The organism is Streptomyces sp. NPDC001732 (genome assembly GCF_053596315.1).
The window spans coordinates 1-17,953 of record NZ_JBSFFY010000045.1 but is presented as its reverse complement, the minus strand read 5'-3'; the positions used below and the strand labels follow the sequence as shown (position 1 = coordinate 17,953).

General features: G+C 67.9%; 17 protein-coding genes and 2 pseudogenes. 10 read left to right on the top strand and 9 right to left on the bottom strand.

Features of this window, described 5'->3' with window-relative positions:
* Positions 1 to 225: 225 nt before the first annotated feature.
* Both ACWCXX_RS30170 and ACWCXX_RS30165 read left to right on the top strand, forming a co-directional pair.
* Positions 226 to 327, top strand: a pseudogene (locus tag ACWCXX_RS30170) (HipA family kinase); the annotation flags it as partial.
* 465 nt (positions 328 to 792) lie between these two features.
* Positions 793 to 1,143 carry a lysylphosphatidylglycerol synthase domain-containing protein gene (locus tag ACWCXX_RS30165; protein ID WP_451132731.1) on the top strand — a complete coding sequence of 117 codons (351 nt, stop codon included), beginning with the start codon at positions 793 to 795 and terminating at the stop codon, positions 1,141 to 1,143.
* Positions 1,144 to 1,396: 253 nt separating this feature from the next.
* On the opposite strand, the gene ACWCXX_RS30160 is transcribed toward ACWCXX_RS30165, so the two are convergent.
* The 4 genes from ACWCXX_RS30160 to ACWCXX_RS30145 form a co-directional block, all read right to left on the bottom strand.
* A complete protein-coding gene (locus ACWCXX_RS30160; RefSeq protein WP_451132729.1) occupies positions 1,397 to 2,353 on the bottom strand; it encodes a hypothetical protein in 957 nt (318 codons plus the stop codon).
* The gene (locus ACWCXX_RS30155) at positions 2,350 to 2,895 is read right to left on the bottom strand and encodes a cytochrome b N-terminal domain-containing protein (RefSeq protein WP_451132727.1); all 546 of its coding nucleotides are present in this window, start codon (positions 2,893 to 2,895) and stop codon (positions 2,350 to 2,352) included. Before ACWCXX_RS30155 ends, ACWCXX_RS30160 begins: the two co-directional genes overlap by 4 nt.
* 104 nt (positions 2,896 to 2,999) lie before the next feature.
* A complete protein-coding gene (locus ACWCXX_RS30150; protein WP_451132725.1) occupies positions 3,000 to 3,188 on the bottom strand; it encodes a hypothetical protein in 189 nt (62 codons plus the stop codon).
* A gap of 164 nt (positions 3,189 to 3,352) precedes the next feature.
* Positions 3,353 to 3,676 (bottom strand): hypothetical protein, encoded by a 324-nt coding sequence (locus tag ACWCXX_RS30145; protein WP_451132723.1) that lies wholly within the window; start codon positions 3,674 to 3,676, stop codon positions 3,353 to 3,355.
* Between the two features lie 10 nt (positions 3,677 to 3,686).
* On the opposite strand from ACWCXX_RS30145, the gene ACWCXX_RS30140 reads away from it, so the two are divergent.
* Entirely contained in the window at positions 3,687 to 4,067 is a 381-nt protein-coding gene (locus tag ACWCXX_RS30140) for a hypothetical protein (protein WP_451132721.1), read from the top strand.
* Between the two features lie 266 nt (positions 4,068 to 4,333).
* Here the strand turns inward: ACWCXX_RS30140 and ACWCXX_RS30135 are convergent.
* Both ACWCXX_RS30135 and ACWCXX_RS30130 read right to left on the bottom strand, forming a co-directional pair.
* Positions 4,334 to 4,423: pseudogene (locus tag ACWCXX_RS30135) on the bottom strand (potassium-transporting ATPase subunit KdpA); the annotation flags it as partial.
* A 152-nt stretch (positions 4,424 to 4,575) separates the two neighbouring features.
* Complete coding sequence (locus ACWCXX_RS30130) at positions 4,576 to 6,090, bottom strand: DUF1254 domain-containing protein (RefSeq protein ID WP_451132719.1); 1,515 nt, start codon at positions 6,088 to 6,090, stop codon at positions 4,576 to 4,578.
* Between the two features lie 1,056 nt (positions 6,091 to 7,146).
* Between ACWCXX_RS30130 and ACWCXX_RS30125 the strand changes: the two genes are divergently transcribed.
* Both ACWCXX_RS30125 and ACWCXX_RS30120 read left to right on the top strand, forming a co-directional pair.
* Entirely contained in the window at positions 7,147 to 9,087 is a 1,941-nt protein-coding gene (locus tag ACWCXX_RS30125; RefSeq protein ID WP_451132717.1) for a multicopper oxidase family protein, read from the top strand.
* A gap of 474 nt (positions 9,088 to 9,561) precedes the next feature.
* On the top strand, positions 9,562 to 10,065 hold the full coding sequence (locus ACWCXX_RS30120; protein ID WP_451132779.1) for a hypothetical protein: 504 nt from the start codon (positions 9,562 to 9,564) through the stop codon (positions 10,063 to 10,065).
* Between the two features lie 374 nt (positions 10,066 to 10,439).
* Here the strand turns inward: ACWCXX_RS30120 and ACWCXX_RS30115 are convergent, their stop codons facing one another.
* Positions 10,440 to 10,943, bottom strand: a complete 504-nt coding sequence (locus ACWCXX_RS30115) for a hydrogenase maturation protease (protein WP_451132715.1) — start codon at positions 10,941 to 10,943, stop codon at positions 10,440 to 10,442.
* Between the two features lie 177 nt (positions 10,944 to 11,120).
* Between ACWCXX_RS30115 and ACWCXX_RS30110 the strand changes: the two genes are divergently transcribed.
* From ACWCXX_RS30110 to ACWCXX_RS30090, 5 genes are read left to right on the top strand one after another with little or no spacing between them, the layout of a single operon-like run.
* A complete protein-coding gene (locus ACWCXX_RS30110) occupies positions 11,121 to 12,281 on the top strand; it encodes a 4Fe-4S dicluster domain-containing protein (protein ID WP_451132713.1) in 1,161 nt (386 codons plus the stop codon).
* Positions 12,278 to 12,733, top strand: coding sequence for a Crp/Fnr family transcriptional regulator (locus ACWCXX_RS30105; protein WP_451132711.1), 456 nt, complete (start codon positions 12,278 to 12,280; stop codon positions 12,731 to 12,733). The genes ACWCXX_RS30110 and ACWCXX_RS30105 overlap by 4 nt, the downstream gene beginning before the upstream one ends.
* On the top strand, positions 12,733 to 13,569 hold the full coding sequence (locus tag ACWCXX_RS30100; RefSeq protein WP_451132709.1) for an FAD/NAD(P)-binding protein: 837 nt from the start codon (positions 12,733 to 12,735) through the stop codon (positions 13,567 to 13,569). Before ACWCXX_RS30105 ends, ACWCXX_RS30100 begins: the two co-directional genes overlap by 1 nt.
* Position 13,570: 1 nt before the next feature.
* Positions 13,571 to 14,353: an NADH-quinone oxidoreductase subunit B family protein gene (locus ACWCXX_RS30095; RefSeq protein WP_451132707.1), complete on the top strand. Its 783-nt coding sequence runs from the start codon at positions 13,571 to 13,573 to the stop codon at positions 14,351 to 14,353.
* Complete coding sequence (locus ACWCXX_RS30090) at positions 14,350 to 15,717, top strand: Ni/Fe hydrogenase subunit alpha (protein WP_451132705.1); 1,368 nt, start codon at positions 14,350 to 14,352, stop codon at positions 15,715 to 15,717. Before ACWCXX_RS30095 ends, ACWCXX_RS30090 begins: the two co-directional genes overlap by 4 nt.
* 364 nt (positions 15,718 to 16,081) lie before the next feature.
* Here the strand turns inward: ACWCXX_RS30090 and ACWCXX_RS30085 are convergent, their stop codons facing one another.
* Positions 16,082 to 16,363 carry a dsRBD fold-containing protein gene (locus tag ACWCXX_RS30085; RefSeq protein WP_451132703.1) on the bottom strand — a complete coding sequence of 94 codons (282 nt, stop codon included), beginning with the start codon at positions 16,361 to 16,363 and terminating at the stop codon, positions 16,082 to 16,084.
* 465 nt (positions 16,364 to 16,828) lie between these two features.
* The gene (locus ACWCXX_RS30080; RefSeq protein ID WP_451132701.1) at positions 16,829 to 17,746 is read right to left on the bottom strand and encodes a pyridoxamine 5'-phosphate oxidase family protein; all 918 of its coding nucleotides are present in this window, start codon (positions 17,744 to 17,746) and stop codon (positions 16,829 to 16,831) included.
* Positions 17,747 to 17,953: the final 207 nt, after the last annotated feature.

Below are 17,953 nucleotides of genomic sequence, written 5' to 3'. Positions count from 1 at the left end.
CGGGTTGTTGTCCGGGTGGGTGCTTCCGGGCGCTGGTCATGCCGGAGGCTGGCAGCAAGGGGCGCGGCACCACCGACGGTCTGCTCGGGGAGCGGGGAGACCGGCTTGCCGGTCGAAACTCCCCAGATCCTCCCCAGCGCCGTTGACTGGCGATTCCTGCCGCTACACCCCGGAGAAGTCGTCCGTGGATTATAAGGCTGAAGAGATGGGTGGCCTGGAAAAGCGTTGGAAGAGGTCGTAGCGACCTGCTATGTCACGCTCCTGCGTGAGGGCGGATCGCTTCCCGGGATCGTCGAGGCCGACGACCTCGGAACGTATTCATGGAAACGCCTGAGGTGACTGTCCACCGCGCACAAAAACCCCGGTCACCGCACCGCCCCGTGGCGGAAGCGTATGCAGCCGTCGATCGCTGCGTTGCGGCGCGTATTGGTTCGGGTCAGCAGCGGTGGCGCCATCTGGAATTCGTGGCCAGTGTTCCGATCGGGGTCGTCATCGTCGGCGGGGCCCACAGCCCGGGGGTACCGTCACATGGCGCAGGCCCTCCACCGGGAGGAGCGCGCCTGTCACAGCGTCGGTATGCCTTGATGATGTGCTGACGCAGACAGTGAATTCTGGTGGGAGGAGTGCCGTGGAAAGCATCTCTCCCCGGGCGCCTCGACACCGTCCGGCCCTGACGCGGTGCTACCGCTCGGCGGTGACAACCGGTGTCTGAGCGGCCGGAATCCGCAGCAGCCGGTCACGAAGGCGGGGAGGCAGGCCGTCTCGTGCGGCCGGGCCCGGTGTGGTGGCTCGGTGCCGGCCTGTCTGTGGGCGCTGGACATCGGCGTGCCCTGGCGCGGGATCCTGGTCGCGTACGCGCTCACACAGATCCCCAGCAGCCTGCGGCTGGCGCCCGGCAGCATCGGGGTGGTCGAGGCGAGCCTGTCCGCGTTGCCGGTGCTGTATGGCCTGCTTCCCGGACCAGCGATCGCTGGGGCGCTGCTGTACCGGGCCATCAGTTATTGGGCACTGCAGCCGGTCGGCTGGGCGAACTGGATCGGCGTGACCTTCCGGACCGATCGACCCTCCTGGCGTCCTGGACACAGGACAGACTGCGGCACACGCCAGCCGAACCAGCCACCTCCGCGCGAGCCAGGAACCTGACCGGCTGTCACCGTGCCGCGGGGAGGGGGCATCCGTGACATCACCAGCGCCGGCCGTGGTCACTCAGCGCCGTGGTCGTTCCTGTGCGGCGCTGGCAGGAGGGTTACGGTCGTGCGGGATGCGGTTCCGAGACGCATACGTCTCTCCGCGCTACCTCGCCGGAGCCTTCCCTCGGCCGGGAGTCCTCCAGGGCGGGACTGTCAAACGAACGGTCCTGTCTCACACCCGGTCACCACAGAATGGGCGGGAGGGATCACTCCCGCCGGTCCCGTTCCGTAGCCTGTTCGCGGTAGTACGTGCGCCAGATCAAGCGGTGCACCCGCGTCCATCGCGGCACGGATCGCACGCCGGGGAGGAAGGGCACCAGCATGAAACCCAGGCTGAGCAGGGCCATCACGCCCCAGACCAGGGCGTCGGCGTTGCCGGAGGACTTGAAGGGCTCGATCTGATACCAGAAGGTGTACAGCCACAGCCACGCCTGCCCGGGGTAGTTCCCGGTCTCGTTCATCATCCCCCACTGGTCGCCGCCGAGATGCTCGGCACGGGCCAAGGACTCCAGGTAGGAGCCGTCGGACAAGAACAGCAGCGGACGGGTGTAGTCGGTCTGGTAGAACTTGCCCTCCGCCTGGAGTGTGCCGTCCAGGGCTCCGCTGCGGGCCAATTCGAGAAGGCGTGTCGTGAGCACGGGCACCGGGCCGTAGTCGCCCTTCACGGGGGTTGAGCCGCCCGCCTTGCCCAGGGCGCCGGAGTAGGCCGCGGCCCATGCGTGGCGCCGGGCGGGCGGGGCGGCGGCCCAGGCCGCAAGCGCCGCGGTGACGGCCGGGGGCTCCGGGGCATCGCGCAGCGGGCGTAGTACGAAGTCATTCGCGGTGTCCACCGGGATACGGACCCCCGCCATGCTCTGCAGCCCGAGGGGGCCGAGCGTCTGCGCCGCGCCCGGCGTGTGGTTGTACGGCGGCCCGTACTGGGCCGTCGCACTGATGCCGCCGAGTTCGGCCGCGGCGGTGGCTGTGAAGTCGGCGCCGTCGGCCCGTGCCCAGGAAGCCAGAGTCACCGGCTTGACGTCAGGCGAGGAGAAGACCGCGGCCAGGGCCGTGGTCAGCAGCGCGATCACGACCAGCGCGACGGCGAACTCCTTGACCAGATCGTACGGCCTGGTGGGGAAGGCGGCCGGGTCCGGTACGGCGGACCTGCGGGGGCGCCGGCTCAAGGCGCCGCCTCCTGAGCCGTGCCGTCCACGGCGGGAGTGGTGACATCGATGGGCGGGACGATCCCGCGCAGCCTGACCAGGAGAATGTGCCAGACCGTCAGCACGCACAGGACGAACGGCAGCAGGACGATGTGCCACATCAGCATCTGCCCGAAGTCCAGCACATTGAAGAACGCGCCGATGCCGACCGAGTTGAGCCCGTCCTTGGCCTGCCCGGCGATCCACTGGGAGTCGAAGTTCTGCTGAACCAGGTAACCGGTGAAGGCGGTGCCGATCGAGGCGAAGAAGCACACCGTGCCGGTGATCCAGGTCAGCGCTCGCCTGCCACGCCAGGCGGCCATGAAGAACTTGCCCCACAGGTGGATGACCATGAAGAACATGAACAGCTCGACGCTCCACAGGTGCAGGCTGTTCACGTACTTGCCGGTATCCGAGACGTGCCACCACGCGGGCCCCTTCAGGGCCAGCACCCCACCGGTGACCAGGACGACGATCAACGCGGCCATGGTGAGCACCCCGAAGACGTAGATCCACGAGGCCATGTACGCAGGCTGGGTATCGGGCAGCAGCTTGTCGGGCGGCAGCACACGGACGGCTCGCCGCCGGACCGCTCCCGTCCAGCCTCCTCCTGCCCCGCCCGTCTCGCTCACCGCAGGCCCCGCCCTCGGGGGAAGGGAAGAAGCAGGGCCACCACGAAGACGATCAGCATCAGTCCGATGACCACGAGGTTGGCGACAGACACCTGCACCACGCCCCAGTGCACATATTGCCCGGTTCCGTTGAGATCGATGGGTGCGGCAAGCCCGCGCTCCGCGGAGTGCGGATGTCCTGTCATGAGACGACTCCCCTCAGAGTTGAGATCAAGTAGAGCGCCTTGTAAGACCCTCGGCACTCCGGCCCACCCGAGCCATGGGCCGAACGGCGCATCGCACGGGAGCGGCCATGTCCCGGGTCCGAAACCCGATCTGTCCAGCCTGGACCCGTCCTGTCCCGCTCGGCTCAGATGTTGGCGGAACTGCCGCCTCCCGCTGGTTCCCTGTGCGTGGCCAGTTCCGGCAGGGGCACGGCGGCTCTTCCGGCTTCCTCTTCGACGAACCGGGTCAGTGCCCGGGTGCTTTCGAGGAACTGGGTGGGGAAGACGATCGTAGAGTTCTTCTCCGCGGCAATCTCGGCGGGGATTTGCAGGTTGCGTAGTTGCAGGGCGAGGGGGTGGCCACTGATGACGTCGGCGGCCTCGGCGAGGCGGTCGGCGCTCAGGGCTTCCCCTTCGGCGGAGATGATCTTGGCGCGCTTCTCGCGCTCGGCCTCGGCCTGGCGGGCCATGGCCCGTTGCATGGTGGGCCGGGAGCTCGATGTCCTTCAGTTCCACCAGCAACACGTATATGCCCCATCGCTGGGGGAGGCCGTCGAGGATGTCCTTGATCCGGGTATTGAGCGTCTCGGTGTCGGTGAGCACCTGGTCGAGCAGCGAACGGCCGACGACGGTGCGCACGGTGGTCTGGCCGATCACGGTCCCCTCGATGTCGAGGCGAGGGAGGCCGTTGGTGTCCCGGTTCCGGTCACTGGTCTGGTGCCGCGCCTGTGCGCGGACCTCGCGCAGCTGATCGGTGGCGAACTGCGGTGGGAAGCTACGACCGGTGGTGGCCTGACGGCCGTGCTGAGCCTGCCTGCGGCGGCCGAGAGCGGAAGAGAGGCGCGTCGAGCGGCGGATTGAGTTCCCATACGTCTGAGCCCTCGCAGGCACCGCCGCCGCCCGTCGGCCCGGCAGACGGGCGGTACGAACATCACCGTGTACGTCCCTCTCCACAGCCACAGCCCTCAGAGCGTGGTCTTGGCGCAAGTCATCAGGATCCGCGCCGCAGGGGTTGCATATGCTCGAAGTGAACGCGTTCGCAGTCGGGCTTCCTGGTGGTGACGGTCATGCGCGACCGGTTGCATCTGTACCTGGGCACGGCACCGGGGGCCGGCAAGACGTGTTTGCAGGAAGCGGCCCAGAAGCATCGCGAGCCCGAGAGCGGTGTTGTACCAGACGGTGTGGGCGCTCAGCCCGGCGAAGGCGGAGCCGTTGTTGAAGTTCCCGGTACGGCCGGTCGATGCGTTCCCTTTCCGACCACTTACGCCATGCGTCGAGCCAGGCCGCGCGATCTGGACGGGCATAGTTCCTCAACGGCCCGGCCGACTCCGCCCCAGGCTGCGAAGGCAGCTGGGCGGCCTGCCTCCCGTCAACCGACACGGGTGATCGGAGGGCAGTGCCACCGTGCGTCGATGACCTCGGGCCTTGGGAGGTACATGCGCAGTGCCACGTACCAGATGCCCTGCTGCGGCGTGGGCAGCCAGTTGGAGTCCCGGCCAGGCCCCGGTGAGTCCGGTTGCAGGTAGAGGGTCAAGCCGCCATCGGCGTCGCTGACCAGCCCTTGGGTGCGGTCTCCGATGGAGTACCGGTCGATCGGATTCGGGACCAGGTTCCGATCCTCGTCGTATACGGTCAGCGACCAGAACGCGTCGACCGGAGGCAGCGTCCCCGCCTCGTAGCGGAGCTCGTAACGGCCGGTGGTCAATGTTTCGTCAGCGCTGTCGGTGAAGGCTGCCAGGTAGACCGCTTCCTCGGGATCGTTGATGGCGACGCCCACCAGGGACTGCTCCGCGGCCCTCCTGAGGAAGTCGTCCCCGAAGTGCCCGATCTGCGGGGGAGGGTACCGCCAGCCGTTGATGAGCTCGCCCCACTGGCCACTGAGCAGCTGCTGTTCAAGCATGGGCACGGCGGTGGCGGCGGCCCGGATCAGGCCCTCCTTCACCGGCTCCGGTTGTGCCTCGACGTCCATCCCCGGACCGACGCCGATCTCCGCGAACTGCCGGAGCAGGACATCGTGGTGCTTCGGCAGAGGGTTCTCGGCCAGCGCCGCGTTGAGCGTCTTCCACGGCCCGAGCGGATCCTGGGCGGGGTCGACCGGTACCGGTACGTCGCGGCGTTCCGGGAGCGTGACGCCCTCCTCACCGAACAGGTGGAGCGGCGTCAACCGGTACTGCTGCTGCAGTGCGTGGACGGTCGGTAGGTCGTCCACGCCCTCCACGAGGGTTCGCCCGACCACCAGGACCCACGGAGTGGGGGCGGTCGCCGTGCGGCGCACGCCCTGCGGGAGGTCTCCGGTCCAGTCCGGGCCGATGAGGGCGAAGTCGCCGGCCTCCGATCCCGTCGTCCGCATGCCCACGTAGTCGTAGTTGTCGGAGGTGAAGGCGACCAGTTCGAAGGTGAAGTAGCGGTCGCCCATGTCCGGGTGCGAGAGAATGAGGGGCTCCTCGCGCAGGTCCACCCACGCCCAGGAGTACAGCGTGTCGTTGTTGGGGGACACGCCCTCCCGGTCCGAGGCGTCCCAGAGCCTGCTCGCATGCCAGAAGTGGTTGACGGGCGCGTAGGGCGTCGTTTCCGTCTCGGGCTTCTGGGTCACCCAGCGGTGGCGGAGCACGGCGTTGTAGATATAGGGGAAGCCGTAGACGAAGGCCTGTTCCCCCAGTGTGTACGCGTACTCGCGCCGCCAGTCGTCCATCCGGCCGGTCAGCGACGGCTTTACCGAGTGCCATGCCACAGGCAGGGCCCGAGTCATCTTCCTGGCGCGGTCAATGGTCGCCCTCGGGTGACGTACGGCAGCCGCGGTGGCCTTTCCGGTGACGGCCGCCGCCTCGGCGAGATCGTGCCGCAGGCGTTGTATGGGACGGTTGCCGGTGGCTGAGGATGCCATTACCGTATTCCTCTCATATGGCTGGAAAGCGCGGCTTGTGGCCACCACGTGAGCTGAAAAAGTCAGGACCCTCGGCGACGCGTCCCGGCCCTCCCGGTGCGCGCCAAAAGGCGGCGCTCTGCGCCATGCTCCATGGGTTACCGGGCTGAGTGCTCCAACGCACCTACTTCTTCGAGTAGATCATCGCGTCCGCACCCCGGCAACCGGGCTCGGCAGGTCATGGCTCACGGTCCCCTGGTCCCCCGTTCAAGGGCGGCGAGGAGCGGGATCGTCTCGTTGTCACCCCCCGTCACTCAGCGCACCTGTTGATGCGCCAGAGCCTCTCGATTCCAGAAGCCGACCTCACCCTTCCGCCTCCCGGTCGCAGCTGCACGGAGCACCAGGGCGAAGGTGAAGGACAGGCCGAAGAGGGCTCAGAGGTGTCAGCCATCACCGCGTCTTGGAGCCCGCCCGGACAGTGGCCAACCGAGACCCCTGGCCCACACCTGTGACCCTGTTGCTCCCCCGTCACCGCTTCCCCTGTCGTTCCGCCTCGCCGGGACCGGTCGGCGCAGGGTTGCCGACCGCGCGGCGTGCGGCAGCGACGATTCCGCCGACCTGGGGCAGCGCGGCCTCCTCGCCCCTTGTGCGACGGCGGTGCACCTACCACAGACGGCTTCCCCAACGTGATCAACCCGGAGATCACCCACGGGCCAGCCAACTGACAGCGCCATCCCTGTGCCTTGCGAATCAGGCCGTAACCAGTTGAAGAGGATCCTTCCGGTTCCAGTCAGCTGATTGCCCGTCATCGACTCCGAACCAATGGGGTGACAGGAGGCGTACTTCCTCGCTCCTGACGCGATTCCGGCATCCATAGCGACTTAAATGCGCACAGAAGAAATCAAAAAACCTCGCCAAGGGCAGCGTTTGGGGGTTCGGCATGCGCGGGTCCGAGCCCGGTACTCGGACAATGGTTACGCGCTGGTCGTCAGATACGTCCCGTGGAGCACTGTCCGGACCGCGAGGATCTGCAAGCTGCGACACCTGATGGTGTCCGCGAATCGGTGGAGGATGTACGTGGTCACGAGACGGCGTGTCGTGCAGGCGGCGATCGGCGGAACGCTCGCGCTCCTTCCGGCGGCCTACGCGACTTCGCGCCTCCTCGAGCCCAGCGGCAAGGACATTCTGGATCCGGGAGAAGTAGACAAATACGTTACGCCGTTGGTTGTCCCGTCCGTCATGCCGCAGGCTGGAGGCGGCATCGCTGATCACATCGACCGTTACGTGATCGGCGTGCGACAGTTCCGGCAGCAAGTGCTGCCCCCGGGCCTGCCGGCGACGACCGTGTGGGGGTACGGATCAACCCTGCATACGCGTAGCTTCCACTACCCCGCCTTCACCGTCGAGGCCCGTGCCGGAACGCCTGTCCGGGTGAGGTGGAAGAACCAGCTGCTTGACCGCAAAGGCCGTTACCTGCCGCACCTACTGCCGGTCGACCCCACACTGCACTGGGCGAACCCTCCGGGCGGAACACCGGCCCGGGACTCACGTCCCGGATTCCGCTCGACGCCCGGGCCGTACACGGGCCCGGTGCCGATCGTGACGCACCTGCATGGCGGGCGGAACTCGGAGGAGAGCGATGGCTACACCGAAGCCTGGTACCTTCCCGGCGCGCTTGACCTTCCTGCGGGATACGCTGAAGTCGGCTCGTTCTACAAGGAGTTCAAGGAGAAGTTCGAGGACCGGTTCGGCGATACCTGGGGCCGGGGGGACGCCGTGTTCCAGTACGCTAACGCGGAGAGGGCCTCGACCTTCTGGTTCCACGATCACGCCCTGGGCGTCACGCGGCTGAATGTCTATGCCGGACTGGCAGGGTTCTACCTTCTGCGGGGAGGATCCGCGGACCTTCCCGTCGGGGCATTGCCCGGTCCCGCGCCCCGAGCCGGTGATCCGCCCGGCCGGAAGTACTACGAGATCCCTCTCGCCATCCAGGACCGCTCGTTCCACGTCGACGGCAGCTTGTTCTATCCGGCCGGACGCACTGCCTTCGACGGATTCAAGGGCCCCTACATCCCGGACAGCGACATCCCCCCGATCTGGAACCCTGAGTTCTTCGGGAACACGATGGTGACCAACGGGAGCACCTGGCCGGTCCTCCAAGTCGAACCGCGCCGCTACCGCTTCAGGCTTCTCAACGGATGCAACTCGCGGTATCTGATCCTCAAGATCGTCACCCGCCCACTCGCCGACCGCCCCGCGACGCCCGCCCTCCACTTCTGCCAGATCGGCAGCGAGGGGGGCTTCCTTCCCGCGCCCGTATGGCGCGACCAGGTGCTCATCGCTCCCGCCGAGCGCGCCGACGTAATCGTCGACTTCGCATCCATAACGGTCGGGACCAAGCTGTATCTGATCAACGAGGGCCCCGACAAAGCATTCCAGGGCGGGAAGGCAGGTACGGATTACTCCCCGGCGGACCCTGCCACCACCGGGCAAGTCATGAAGTTCGTCATCCAAGCACTCACCTCACCGGACACGACCGTGCCACCGTCCCAGCTGTCTCTTCCGCCGCTCGAACCGTTGGGCAAGGCGAGCCGTATCCGACGCCTTTCCCTCAGTGAACAGAATTCCGCGTCGCTGCCACATGTCGGCCCCCGGCAAATGCTGCTCGGTACCCTGGACCGGAACGGGGCCCCTGTGCCCATGCGCTGGGACGACCCCGTTACGGAGAATCCGGCCCTGGGCGCGACCGAGATCTGGGAGATTCACAACTTCACGAAGGACGCACACCCGATCCATGTCCACGAAGTCCAGTTCCAAGTTCTCGACCGGCAACAGGCCGGTCGTGCTGCCCGGCCTGCGGAGCCGTGGGAGAAGGGGTTCAAGGACACGGCAGTTGCCTACCCGGGTGCCGTGACGAGGCTGAAGGCGACGTTCGACCGGGCAGGTCGGTATGTCTGGCACTGTCACATGCTCGAACACGAAGACAACGAAATGATGCGTCCCTACACCGTCGGATGACAACGGAAGAGGTTCTGCCGCTCGGATGTACCTCTGTACCTCGGAGTGCTTCCCTGGAGCAAGATCAGCCCGAGCGGGAACCAGCGACAGGGCGGCACCGGGCACCGTCACGCGGCTCGGTTCGGCTGGGGGGTGGGCGCCTCGTGGTGACCGCTGTCCTGGCCACTGCCTTCCGGCGGCGCGAGCTGGTGGAGGTGTACCACTTGATCTCTCGGGTGCGTTTGCCTGAATTCGGGGGTGCCATGGGGCTTGAGGTGTTGTTCATTTCAGCCTGGCCTGCGGACATCGCGCGGTTCGGCGCAGGCGCCGACGATCGCCCGTCCCGCGGCTGCGGAACTGCGGACGGGTGATCACTCGCTGACATCGCATCCACACGGAGACCAGTCAGCCGTACGCCGACGACTGGCATGGCGATCTCATGGGAGGAGTCGGGTGGAACGGAACCGTTGTGCGGACCTTCTGCGTGTGTGTGCGATGGGCGGGGTGGTGCTGGGCCACTGGCTGCTGGTCAGTGTCACGTATCGGAGTGGGCATCTGTCTGGCCTCGACGCTCTTCAGTACGTCGGCTGGGGCTGCTGGTTGACCCTGTTGCTACAGGTCATGCCGGTGTTCTTCGTGGCCGTCACGCTCTATCCCACCGGCGTCATGCCTCAGCCGGCCATCGGATCGGCCCGGTGGTGGGCTCTGCGCCCGGCCTGGATCGCCCTTCTGGCAGCGCTGCTGGTGCCGATCACCGCAGGCGTGATGCGGGCCCGGCAGCCGCTGCGTCTGCTGCCCGCGGGACAGGGAGCGGCCGGGTGGTGGTCACCGGTGCTGGTGCTGTGTGCCCTGGGAGCCGTCGTGCCGGCGTTGACCAGGCTGGCCATCGGTGGCTTCGCACCGAGCGGGCACGTGCCCGTGCTGTTGCTGACAACCTACGCCTGCGGCCTCTTGGCAGCTTTGTATTCGGGCCGCCCATCGGTAGGGCAAAGAGGCTGAGTACCGGCGACGATCAGTACGGCCGCCGCGAGGACCTGCTCCGCACCACGACGGTGTGGCTTCCGGGAGCGCGCAGACAGCCGAGAAGGCCGCACCTCTGGCAGCGCACCGGCCGTACGGCCGCAAGAACAATGCCGATCAGCCGTGGTGGCGAGGGACGAGGGGCCGTGATCGCTACGACACCCGGGCCCTGGCGGTGGGACGGGCCTCTTGCGCCATGCATACCTGGCCCCGCCTGGTGGCGAATCCCGACGGCCTGCGCCGTTGTCGGGGCCGTCCGTCGGCCCGCATGGGCCGACCGGCCCTTGGCGATGGCCCTGTCAGCGGGAGACCGGGAATGTAAGTCGGCTCGGCGGCATGCAGCCAGTTCGCACTTACCTGCTGTTGGCAGGACCTGCGTGCAGCGAGATTTCTGTCGCGATCCATTCGGCAAGCGGCTCCACGATGGCTGCGACGGGTGCTGACAGGCCGGTGCCCAGGCTGCTGTTGGCTGCCTCGATGGCGTAGACGACCAGCTGTCCGGGCAGGCGGTCCAGTTGGCGGGCGAGTTCGACGGCATCGACGAGTCCGAGCCCGTGGGAACTTGTCGCAGTGCCTGTCTGTGACAGCTGCCCGTCATCCACTTTCAGGCGATGCAGCCGACCGGGGAGCCCGGGGTGTGCGTGTGCGGCGTCCACCAGGATGGCGAAGTCGGCGTCTTCCCACAGTGTGATCAGCCGGGCGGGGTCGCCATCGCACACCAGAAGGGCGGTTCCACTCGGCAGTGGCCGTTCCTCGGCCCGTTCTGCCAGTTGGGCCACGACGGCCAAACCCACACCGTCGTCGTGGCGGAACTCGTTCCCGACACCGATGACAGCGATCCGCGTAGTGAGGTTCACGTCTCTACCACTTCCCGCCGCACGGGCTCGCCAGTGGTACCGGCCCGCGCGGGGGCCCGTACAGGGTGACGTACACAGCCACCTGGACTATGCAGGGGCCGGGCGGCCCATGCCGGGCAGCGGGTCCGTGCACATACTGGCCGGGCAAGCATCATCGGCGGCGTCGGAAGGTTGGCGATGGCGGACGACGGCGGCATGACCGCGGTGATCGGCAAGGACGGTTTGGAGGCGCTGATCACGGTTCTGGCCGGGCGCGGTCGTACGGTCGTGGGACCGACCGTACGTGATGGGGCGATCGTCCTGTCCGAGATCTCCAGCGGCGCGGAACTCCCCTACGGCTGGGGAGTCGAGCTGGAGGCAGGTATCTATCGGCTTCGTGCCCGCGAGGACGATGCCGTGTTCGCGCACAGCGCGGGCCCTCAGTCCTGGAAGACGTTTTTGCACCCACCTCGGGAACGGCAGTGGACGGCCGATCGCGATGCCGACGGCGAACTGATGGTGGCCGAGGACCGGACACCACCGCCGTCGTACGCGTTCCTCGGTGTGCGCCCCTGCGACCTGAGGGCCATTGCGATCCAGGACCGGGTGCTGACCGGCGGGATGTACAGCGACCCGGCGTATCGCGGGCGTCGCGAGCGGGCCTTCTTGGTGGCGGCGGAGTGTACCGAGCCGGGTGCGACCTGCTTCTGTGTGTCCATGGGCACCGGGCCGGCCGTGGGGCCCGGCTACGACCTGGCGCTGACCGAGGTGCTCGATTCCGACGGCCACCGCTTCCTGGTGCGGACCGGGACCGAGGAGGGAGAGTCGGTCCTGGCCGAGCTGCCCCACCGTCCCGCCGACGCCGCGACTCGGACCGTGGCGAGCGAGCGTGTCGCCGGCGCGGCGGAGCGCATGGGTCGCAGCATGCCGCTGGTCGACCTGCAGGTGCTGATGCGCGAGACGCTCACGGCCGAGCGCTGGGATGACGTCGCTGCCCGATGCCTGACCTGCGGAAACTGCACCATGGTCTGCCCGACGTGCTTCTGCACCACCACCGAGGACGTCACGGACCTCGCCGGAGACCACGCCGAGCGGTGGCGGCGCTGGGAGTCCTGCTTCGACCTGGACTTCTCCCACCTGCAGGCGGGGCCGGTCCGCAACTCCTCGCGTAGTCGCTACCGGCAGTGGGCCACCCACAAACTCGGGACCTGGTATGACCAGTTCGACAGTTCCGGGTGCGTCGGCTGCGGGCGCTGCATCGTATGGTGCCCGGTCGGGATCGACATCACCGAGGAGGCCCATGCGCTGAACCTGGAACGCGAGGCCACCCGGCCGGAGTCGGGGCAGGGCCCGTCATGACCGTTGTCCGCCATGGGTTTCTCGGTGCTCTCTCGCCCGGCCACCGCGAGCGGCTGACCACGTTCGCCCACGACGTCTCCTTCCCCGGTGGCACCCGCATTTTCGACGAGGACGGTGCCGCCGACCGGTTCTGGATCATCCGTTCCGGGCTCGTTGCCCTCGACATTCACGTTCCGGGCCGGCGCGAGGCAGTCCTGGAGACCCTTGGGGAAGGCGATCTGCTGGGCTGGTCGTGGTTGTTCGAGCCCTACCGCTGGCACCTGGGCGCGCAGGCCCGCAGCACCGTTTCGGCGTTCGAGTTCGACGCGGAGCGGGTCCGAGCCGCGTGTGAGGAGGATCCGTCGTTCGGCTTGGCGTTGACCAACTGTGTTGCGCAGGTGATTGCACGACGGCTGAAGTCCACCCGAATCCGCCTGCTCGACCTGTACGGTCCCCCCGCCGGTGAGGCGTGATGACGGCTGCCGCACCACTGACTGCCCGGCCGGGAACTGTCCCCACTCCGTACCGGGTGGTGGAACGCGAGGCCGAGACGCCCGACACCGCAACGATCGTCCTGGAACCGGTCCGCTCTGCCCTGCAGCCCTTCGCTCCTGGGCAGTTCGCGATGGTGTACGCCTTCGGCGTCGGCGACATCCCGTTGTCGGTCTCCGGGACCGACGGGCGGCGGCTGACGCACACCGTCCGCTCGGTCGGAGCGGTATCCGGCGTGCTGAGCGGGCTGCGGCGTGGTGACACCGTCGGGGTGCGTGGCCCGTTCGGCACCGGCTGGGAACTCTCTGCCGCAGCGGGAAACGACCTGCTCGTCGTGGCTGGAGGCATCGGTCTGGCGCCGCTGCGCCCGCTCGTACGCGACGCGCTCGCCGCACCGGAGCGCTACGGACGGCTGAACGTTCTCATCGGAGCGCGGACGCCCCACGAACTGCTCTACACCGAGGACGTCCGTGGCTGGCAGTCGGCCGCCCGGGTCTTGACCACCGTGGACCGCGCGGACCCGCCGTGGCAGGGCGAGGTCGGCGTCGTCACGACCCTGCTCGACCGGGCCGACTTCAGCCCCGGGGCGTCGGCGGCGTTCATCTGCGGCCCCGAGCCGATGATTCGGGCCGCCGCCGGCGAACTGGTGCACCGCGGCGTCGATCCGGAGCAGATCCGGGTCTCACTGGAACGCAATATGCACTGTGCCACCGGACACTGCGGACACTGCCAGCTCGGGCCCCTCCTGCTCTGCCGCGACGGCCCCGTCCTCAGCTGGACCAAGGCCCAACCCCTTATCATGGTCAGGGAGTTGTGAAATGGCAGCGAGCGATCGCCCGAACCTCGCCGTCTGGAAGTTCGCCTCCTGCGACGGATGCCAGCTCACACTGTTGGACTGCGAGGACGAACTCCTCGGCATCGCCGAGAGGGTGGAGATCTCACACTTCCTGGAGGCTTCCAGCGCCGACGCACCGGGCCCGTACGACCTGTCGCTGGTCGAGGGATCGGTGACCACCCAACAGGACATCGACCGGATCCAGCACATCCGGGCCGTCTCCAAGCGGTTGGTGACCATCGGGGCGTGCGCGACCGCGGGCGGCATCCAGGCGCTGCGCAACTACGCGGACGTCGCCGACTTCCAGACTGTCGTCTATGCCAGACCGGAATACATCGAGACGCTCGCCACCTCCACACCCATCAGCGCCCATGTCCCGGTGGACTTCGAGCTGCGCGGCTGCCCCATCGACCGCGGCCAACTGGTGGAGGTCATCACCGCCTACCTGGCCGAACGCAAACCCGACGTACCCGCGCACAGCGTCTGCTTCGAGTGCAAGCAGCGCGGCACGGTATGCGTGACGGTAGCCCACGGTGCGCCCTGCCTGGGGCCGGTCACCCACGCCGGATGCGGTGCGCTCTGCCCCGTGTACGGACGCGGCTGTTACGGCTGCTTCGGGCCGTCCAACTCGACCAACTTCCCCTCGTTCATCCCCCTCCTGCGTCGCGATGGCATGGACACCCTCGACGTGGTGCGGGTGCTGCGCACCTTCAATACCGCCGCTCCCGAGTTCGACGAGGCCTCCCGGAAGGAACTGGAAGAGTGACCCACCGCCGCTCAAGGCTGTTGAAAGTCGGATCGCTCGCCCGCGTCGAGGGCGAAGGCGCACTGCACCTGCGCGTGGACGGCAGCAAGGTCACCGAGGCACGCCTGGCGATCTACGAACCTCCACGCTTCTTTGAGGCATTCCTGCGCGGACGCTCCTACACCGAGCCGCCCGACATCACTTCCCGGGTGTGCGGGATCTGCCCGGTCGCGTACCAGATGAGCGCCTGCCGGGCGATCGAGGACGCCTGCGGTGCCGTCGTCGACGGGCCCTTGGCGGCGCTGCGCCGGCTGCTCTACTGCGGTGAATGGATCGAGAGCCAGACGCTGCACATCTACCTCCTCCACGCGCCCGACTTCTTCGGCTGCGACAGCGCCATCGACCTCGCACGCACCCGGCGCGCCGACATCGAACGCGGTCTTCGGCTCAAACAAGCCGGCAACGCGATTCTCGAACTGCTGGGCGGCCGGGCGATCCACCCGATCAATGTCCGCCTCGGTGGTTTCCACCGCACCCCGACCACGAACGAACTGCGCCCGCTGGCAGAGCGTTTGCGCCGGGCCCGCGACGACGCGGCCCAAACCGTGCGGTGGGTGGCCGGCTTCGAGTTCCCCGACGCCGGATGCGACAACGACCTGTTCGCCCTGTCCGAGCCCGGAACCTACGCCATCGAATCCGGCACCCCGACCGTCATGGCCGCGCCACACACCGTCGGCCTTCCCCCCGAATCCGACCGCGCGCTGCCCACCCGCACCTTCGGGGTCCACGACTTCGGCGCCCATGTCGCCGAGAGCCAGGTACCCCACTCCACCGCCCTCCACTCCTTGCTGGACAACCGCCGCCATCTCACCGGCTCACTCGCCCGGTACGCCATCAACGGCCGCTGGCTGTCCCCGATCGCCCTCCAGGCCGCCCACGACGCCGGACTCGACGACCCCCGGCAGGGCACCGTCTGCCGAAATCCCTTCCGCAGCATCATCGTCCGAGCGGTTGAGGTGCTCTACGCGGTCGACGAGGCACTGCGGATCATCGACGCCTACGAAGCCCCGCCGCGCCCCTACGTCGACGTGCCCTCACGAGCCGGTACCGGGCACGGGGCAACTGAAGCGCCGCGCGGTCTCCTGTACCACCGCTACACCCTTGACTCCGAAGGGACCGTCACCGACGCCGACCTTGTCCCGCCGACCGCGCAGAACCTGGGTGCGGTCGAGGAGGACCTCCGCCGCGTCGTGCAGGCACGCCTGGAAGAGGGCGACCCCACCGACGCGGAGCTGACCGCTCTGTGCGAACGGGCGGTCCGTAATTACGACCCGTGCATCTCGTGCTCGGCCCACTTTCTCAACCTCAGCGTCGAGCGAACCTGAAGGTCGGACAAGGGAGGCGGGCAGATCGACGAGCCACGTCACCGATCCCGCGTCGGCCGCCGCACCGACGTCGCTCATTGCAGCTGTACTGCAACAGCCGTCCCTGCACCTAGTGCTGTGGCCGGCAAACCTTTCCGGCCACAGCACTAGGTGCAGGTCAGCCGCGCCCGCGAGGTGCGCAGCCCGCAGGTGAGTGCCGCACGGCAAGTCGGGCCGCATACAGATGCATCCCGAGCGTGTCGGATGCCGGACGGTGCCAGGACTGCGGCTGAGTCCTGCAGGAACAGCTCTTTGGGCAGGTATCGCCCGGCAATGGCGGAACTCTCCCTGCCCGCCAGCCGGGGCGGCTGCTCTTGACGCTCGTTCAACCGGGCGCGGCCAAGTCACCCGGCGCGGAGTCGGTTCTTCCGGCGCGGAGCAGCTGGTTACCGAGGTCGACCAGGGCCCGGCCGACGGCGAACTCGTCACCGATCTCGGGAACGGGTGTGTCGTGAGGGTTACGCCTGGCGTAGGTGCGACTCTGCAGGGTGGTGTCGCCGGTGTTGAGGACGGCGTGAACCTTGGTGAGGTCGCCTTCCTCGAAGAGGTCCAGACGTACGCTCCATTGCTTGCTGCAGAGCTTCTCTGCGCTGGTGTGCCGGGCCATGGCCAACACTTCCTTCCGCTGAATGGCACAGGCGGCCGGGGACACGGTCGCCGTTGACCGCTGTCGGCCCGCCGGGTTACCACGACGGCGAATCACATCCGGCTCCCGGATCCGACGCGACGACGAGCCTCCTCGAAGTGCTCTGACCTCCATACTGCACCGCATGAGCCGTCCCGGGCCTGGGCCTACTGACCCACAGGGTGGGCCGGACAGGTCCATCCGGCACACCCTGCGGGCCCGTCCCGTGAGAACGCCTTGCCGGAGCCCGTCCCAAGACGGGGCACGCACGCGGCCTCCCATGCCTGCGACGGACGGCGTGTCATCGGGAACGTCGCACCATCGGCCACTCGCCGCTCCACACCGCCCGGCTCTCGGATCGCGGCACGGCCGGACGAGGTGTGCCAGGGCGACGGCCGCGTGAGTCGGTATTCGATGCGGCAGCGTGTGCCCGAAGAGACCTCGGGGCTACCCGTCGGTGGAAGTGATCCGCCGGCCCGTGAGACTCGTGGGCCGGATCGACATCCACATCTCTCGTTCCCCGCCCGCCCATGGTTTGGTGTAAGCCTCTTGGGTGAGTCTGCGCACGGTCTCGCGATCCGTCACGATGCTCGCGGGGCCGACGGCGAGCACGCTCCACCCCTGGCTCAGGGCATCGTCCACACGGTCGACCTCGAAGGCCACCTCCTTGTGCGCGGCAGCAGCGGTGACGGAACCGGGCGCTGTCCGGAAGACGATGGCGTCGTCGATGACCGCGTAGTTGACCGGGATGACCGCTGGGCGGCCGTCGGACGCCGATACCGCGACGCGTCCCACGCCGTGTGTGGAGAGCAGGGTGCGGCATTCTTCCGGGCCGAGGTCCTGTAGCTGAGGGTGCAGCAACGCATGCCCCTGGCCAGGTGGAAGGTCGATGCCGCCGCCGCGCAGAGCGGCGACCGTGGTGCCCAGTGCGCCGGCCAGCACGAGGAGGGTAGCGAGGGTCGGGTCGGCGGGGTGTTCCTCCAGGTAAGTCAGGTAGTTGAGCGATATCCGGGCACGGCGGGCCGTTTCCTCCCGGCTGACTCCCAGCCTGCGGCGCTCGGCGGCCACGCGTCGGCCGATGTCGCCGGGGTTGGCCGCCTCGCTCAGTGGGACAGCCGACGAAACTGCCGCCTCACTCGTGTCCGGCTGTGCCTCGCGTGCGGCCCTGGGTCGTCCGTGCTCCAGGTGGCGGATGTGGGCGTCGGGCCCGGGAAAGACGAACGTCACCTCGCCCGTGTCCGACCAGCGCACGTCGTACGGAGGTGTTCCGTCCTCGTGGTGCAGGCCGACGATCTCGCCGTCGCGCCTGGCAGCGCCGGTTGCCGGACTTTCGATGACGAGTCGGTCGCCGAGGTGAGCTCGCATGATCGCCGCCCTCTCCTCAGAGTGGTGGTGTATCCAACCTGCCACGCGGGACTCACCGCCGCATGGTGCGAGAACCCGGCGTCCGTGAGATGAGTGCCCCGCATCTGAAAATCCCTACTGATCTTTTCGTAAGTTCGGTGGGTGTGGTGGGTGGATGGTCAGGCCTGTGTGGGCGAGGAAGGACCAGGGCAGTTGTGGGTTGTGGTT

Excerpts from the sequence above, each read along its gene's own strand:
- ACWCXX_RS30105 (WP_451132711.1), top strand. The coding sequence starts at position 12,278 with ATGACCGTTGTCCGCCATGGGTTTCTCGGTGCTCTCTCGCCCGGCCAC.
- ACWCXX_RS30110 (WP_451132713.1), top strand. The coding sequence starts at position 11,121 with ATGGCGGACGACGGCGGCATGACCGCGGTGATCGGCAAGGACGGTTTG.
- ACWCXX_RS30145 (WP_451132723.1), bottom strand. The coding sequence starts at position 3,676 with ATGGCCCGCCAGGCCGAGGCCGAGCGCGAGAAGCGCGCCAAGATCATC.
- ACWCXX_RS30085 (WP_451132703.1), bottom strand. The coding sequence starts at position 16,363 with ATGGCCCGGCACACCAGCGCAGAGAAGCTCTGCAGCAAGCAATGGAGC.
- ACWCXX_RS30120 (WP_451132779.1), top strand. The coding sequence starts at position 9,562 with ATGGGCGGGGTGGTGCTGGGCCACTGGCTGCTGGTCAGTGTCACGTAT.
- ACWCXX_RS30130 (WP_451132719.1), bottom strand. The coding sequence starts at position 6,090 with ATGGCATCCTCAGCCACCGGCAACCGTCCCATACAACGCCTGCGGCAC.
- ACWCXX_RS30150 (WP_451132725.1), bottom strand. The coding sequence starts at position 3,188 with ATGACAGGACATCCGCACTCCGCGGAGCGCGGGCTTGCCGCACCCATC.
- ACWCXX_RS30100 (WP_451132709.1), top strand. The coding sequence starts at position 12,733 with ATGACGGCTGCCGCACCACTGACTGCCCGGCCGGGAACTGTCCCCACT.
- ACWCXX_RS30140 (WP_451132721.1), top strand. The coding sequence starts at position 3,687 with ATGGTGGGCCGGGAGCTCGATGTCCTTCAGTTCCACCAGCAACACGTA.
- ACWCXX_RS30095 (WP_451132707.1), top strand. The coding sequence starts at position 13,571 with ATGGCAGCGAGCGATCGCCCGAACCTCGCCGTCTGGAAGTTCGCCTCC.
- ACWCXX_RS30155 (WP_451132727.1), bottom strand. The coding sequence starts at position 2,895 with ATGGCCTCGTGGATCTACGTCTTCGGGGTGCTCACCATGGCCGCGTTG.
- ACWCXX_RS30080 (WP_451132701.1), bottom strand. The coding sequence starts at position 17,746 with ATGCGAGCTCACCTCGGCGACCGACTCGTCATCGAAAGTCCGGCAACC.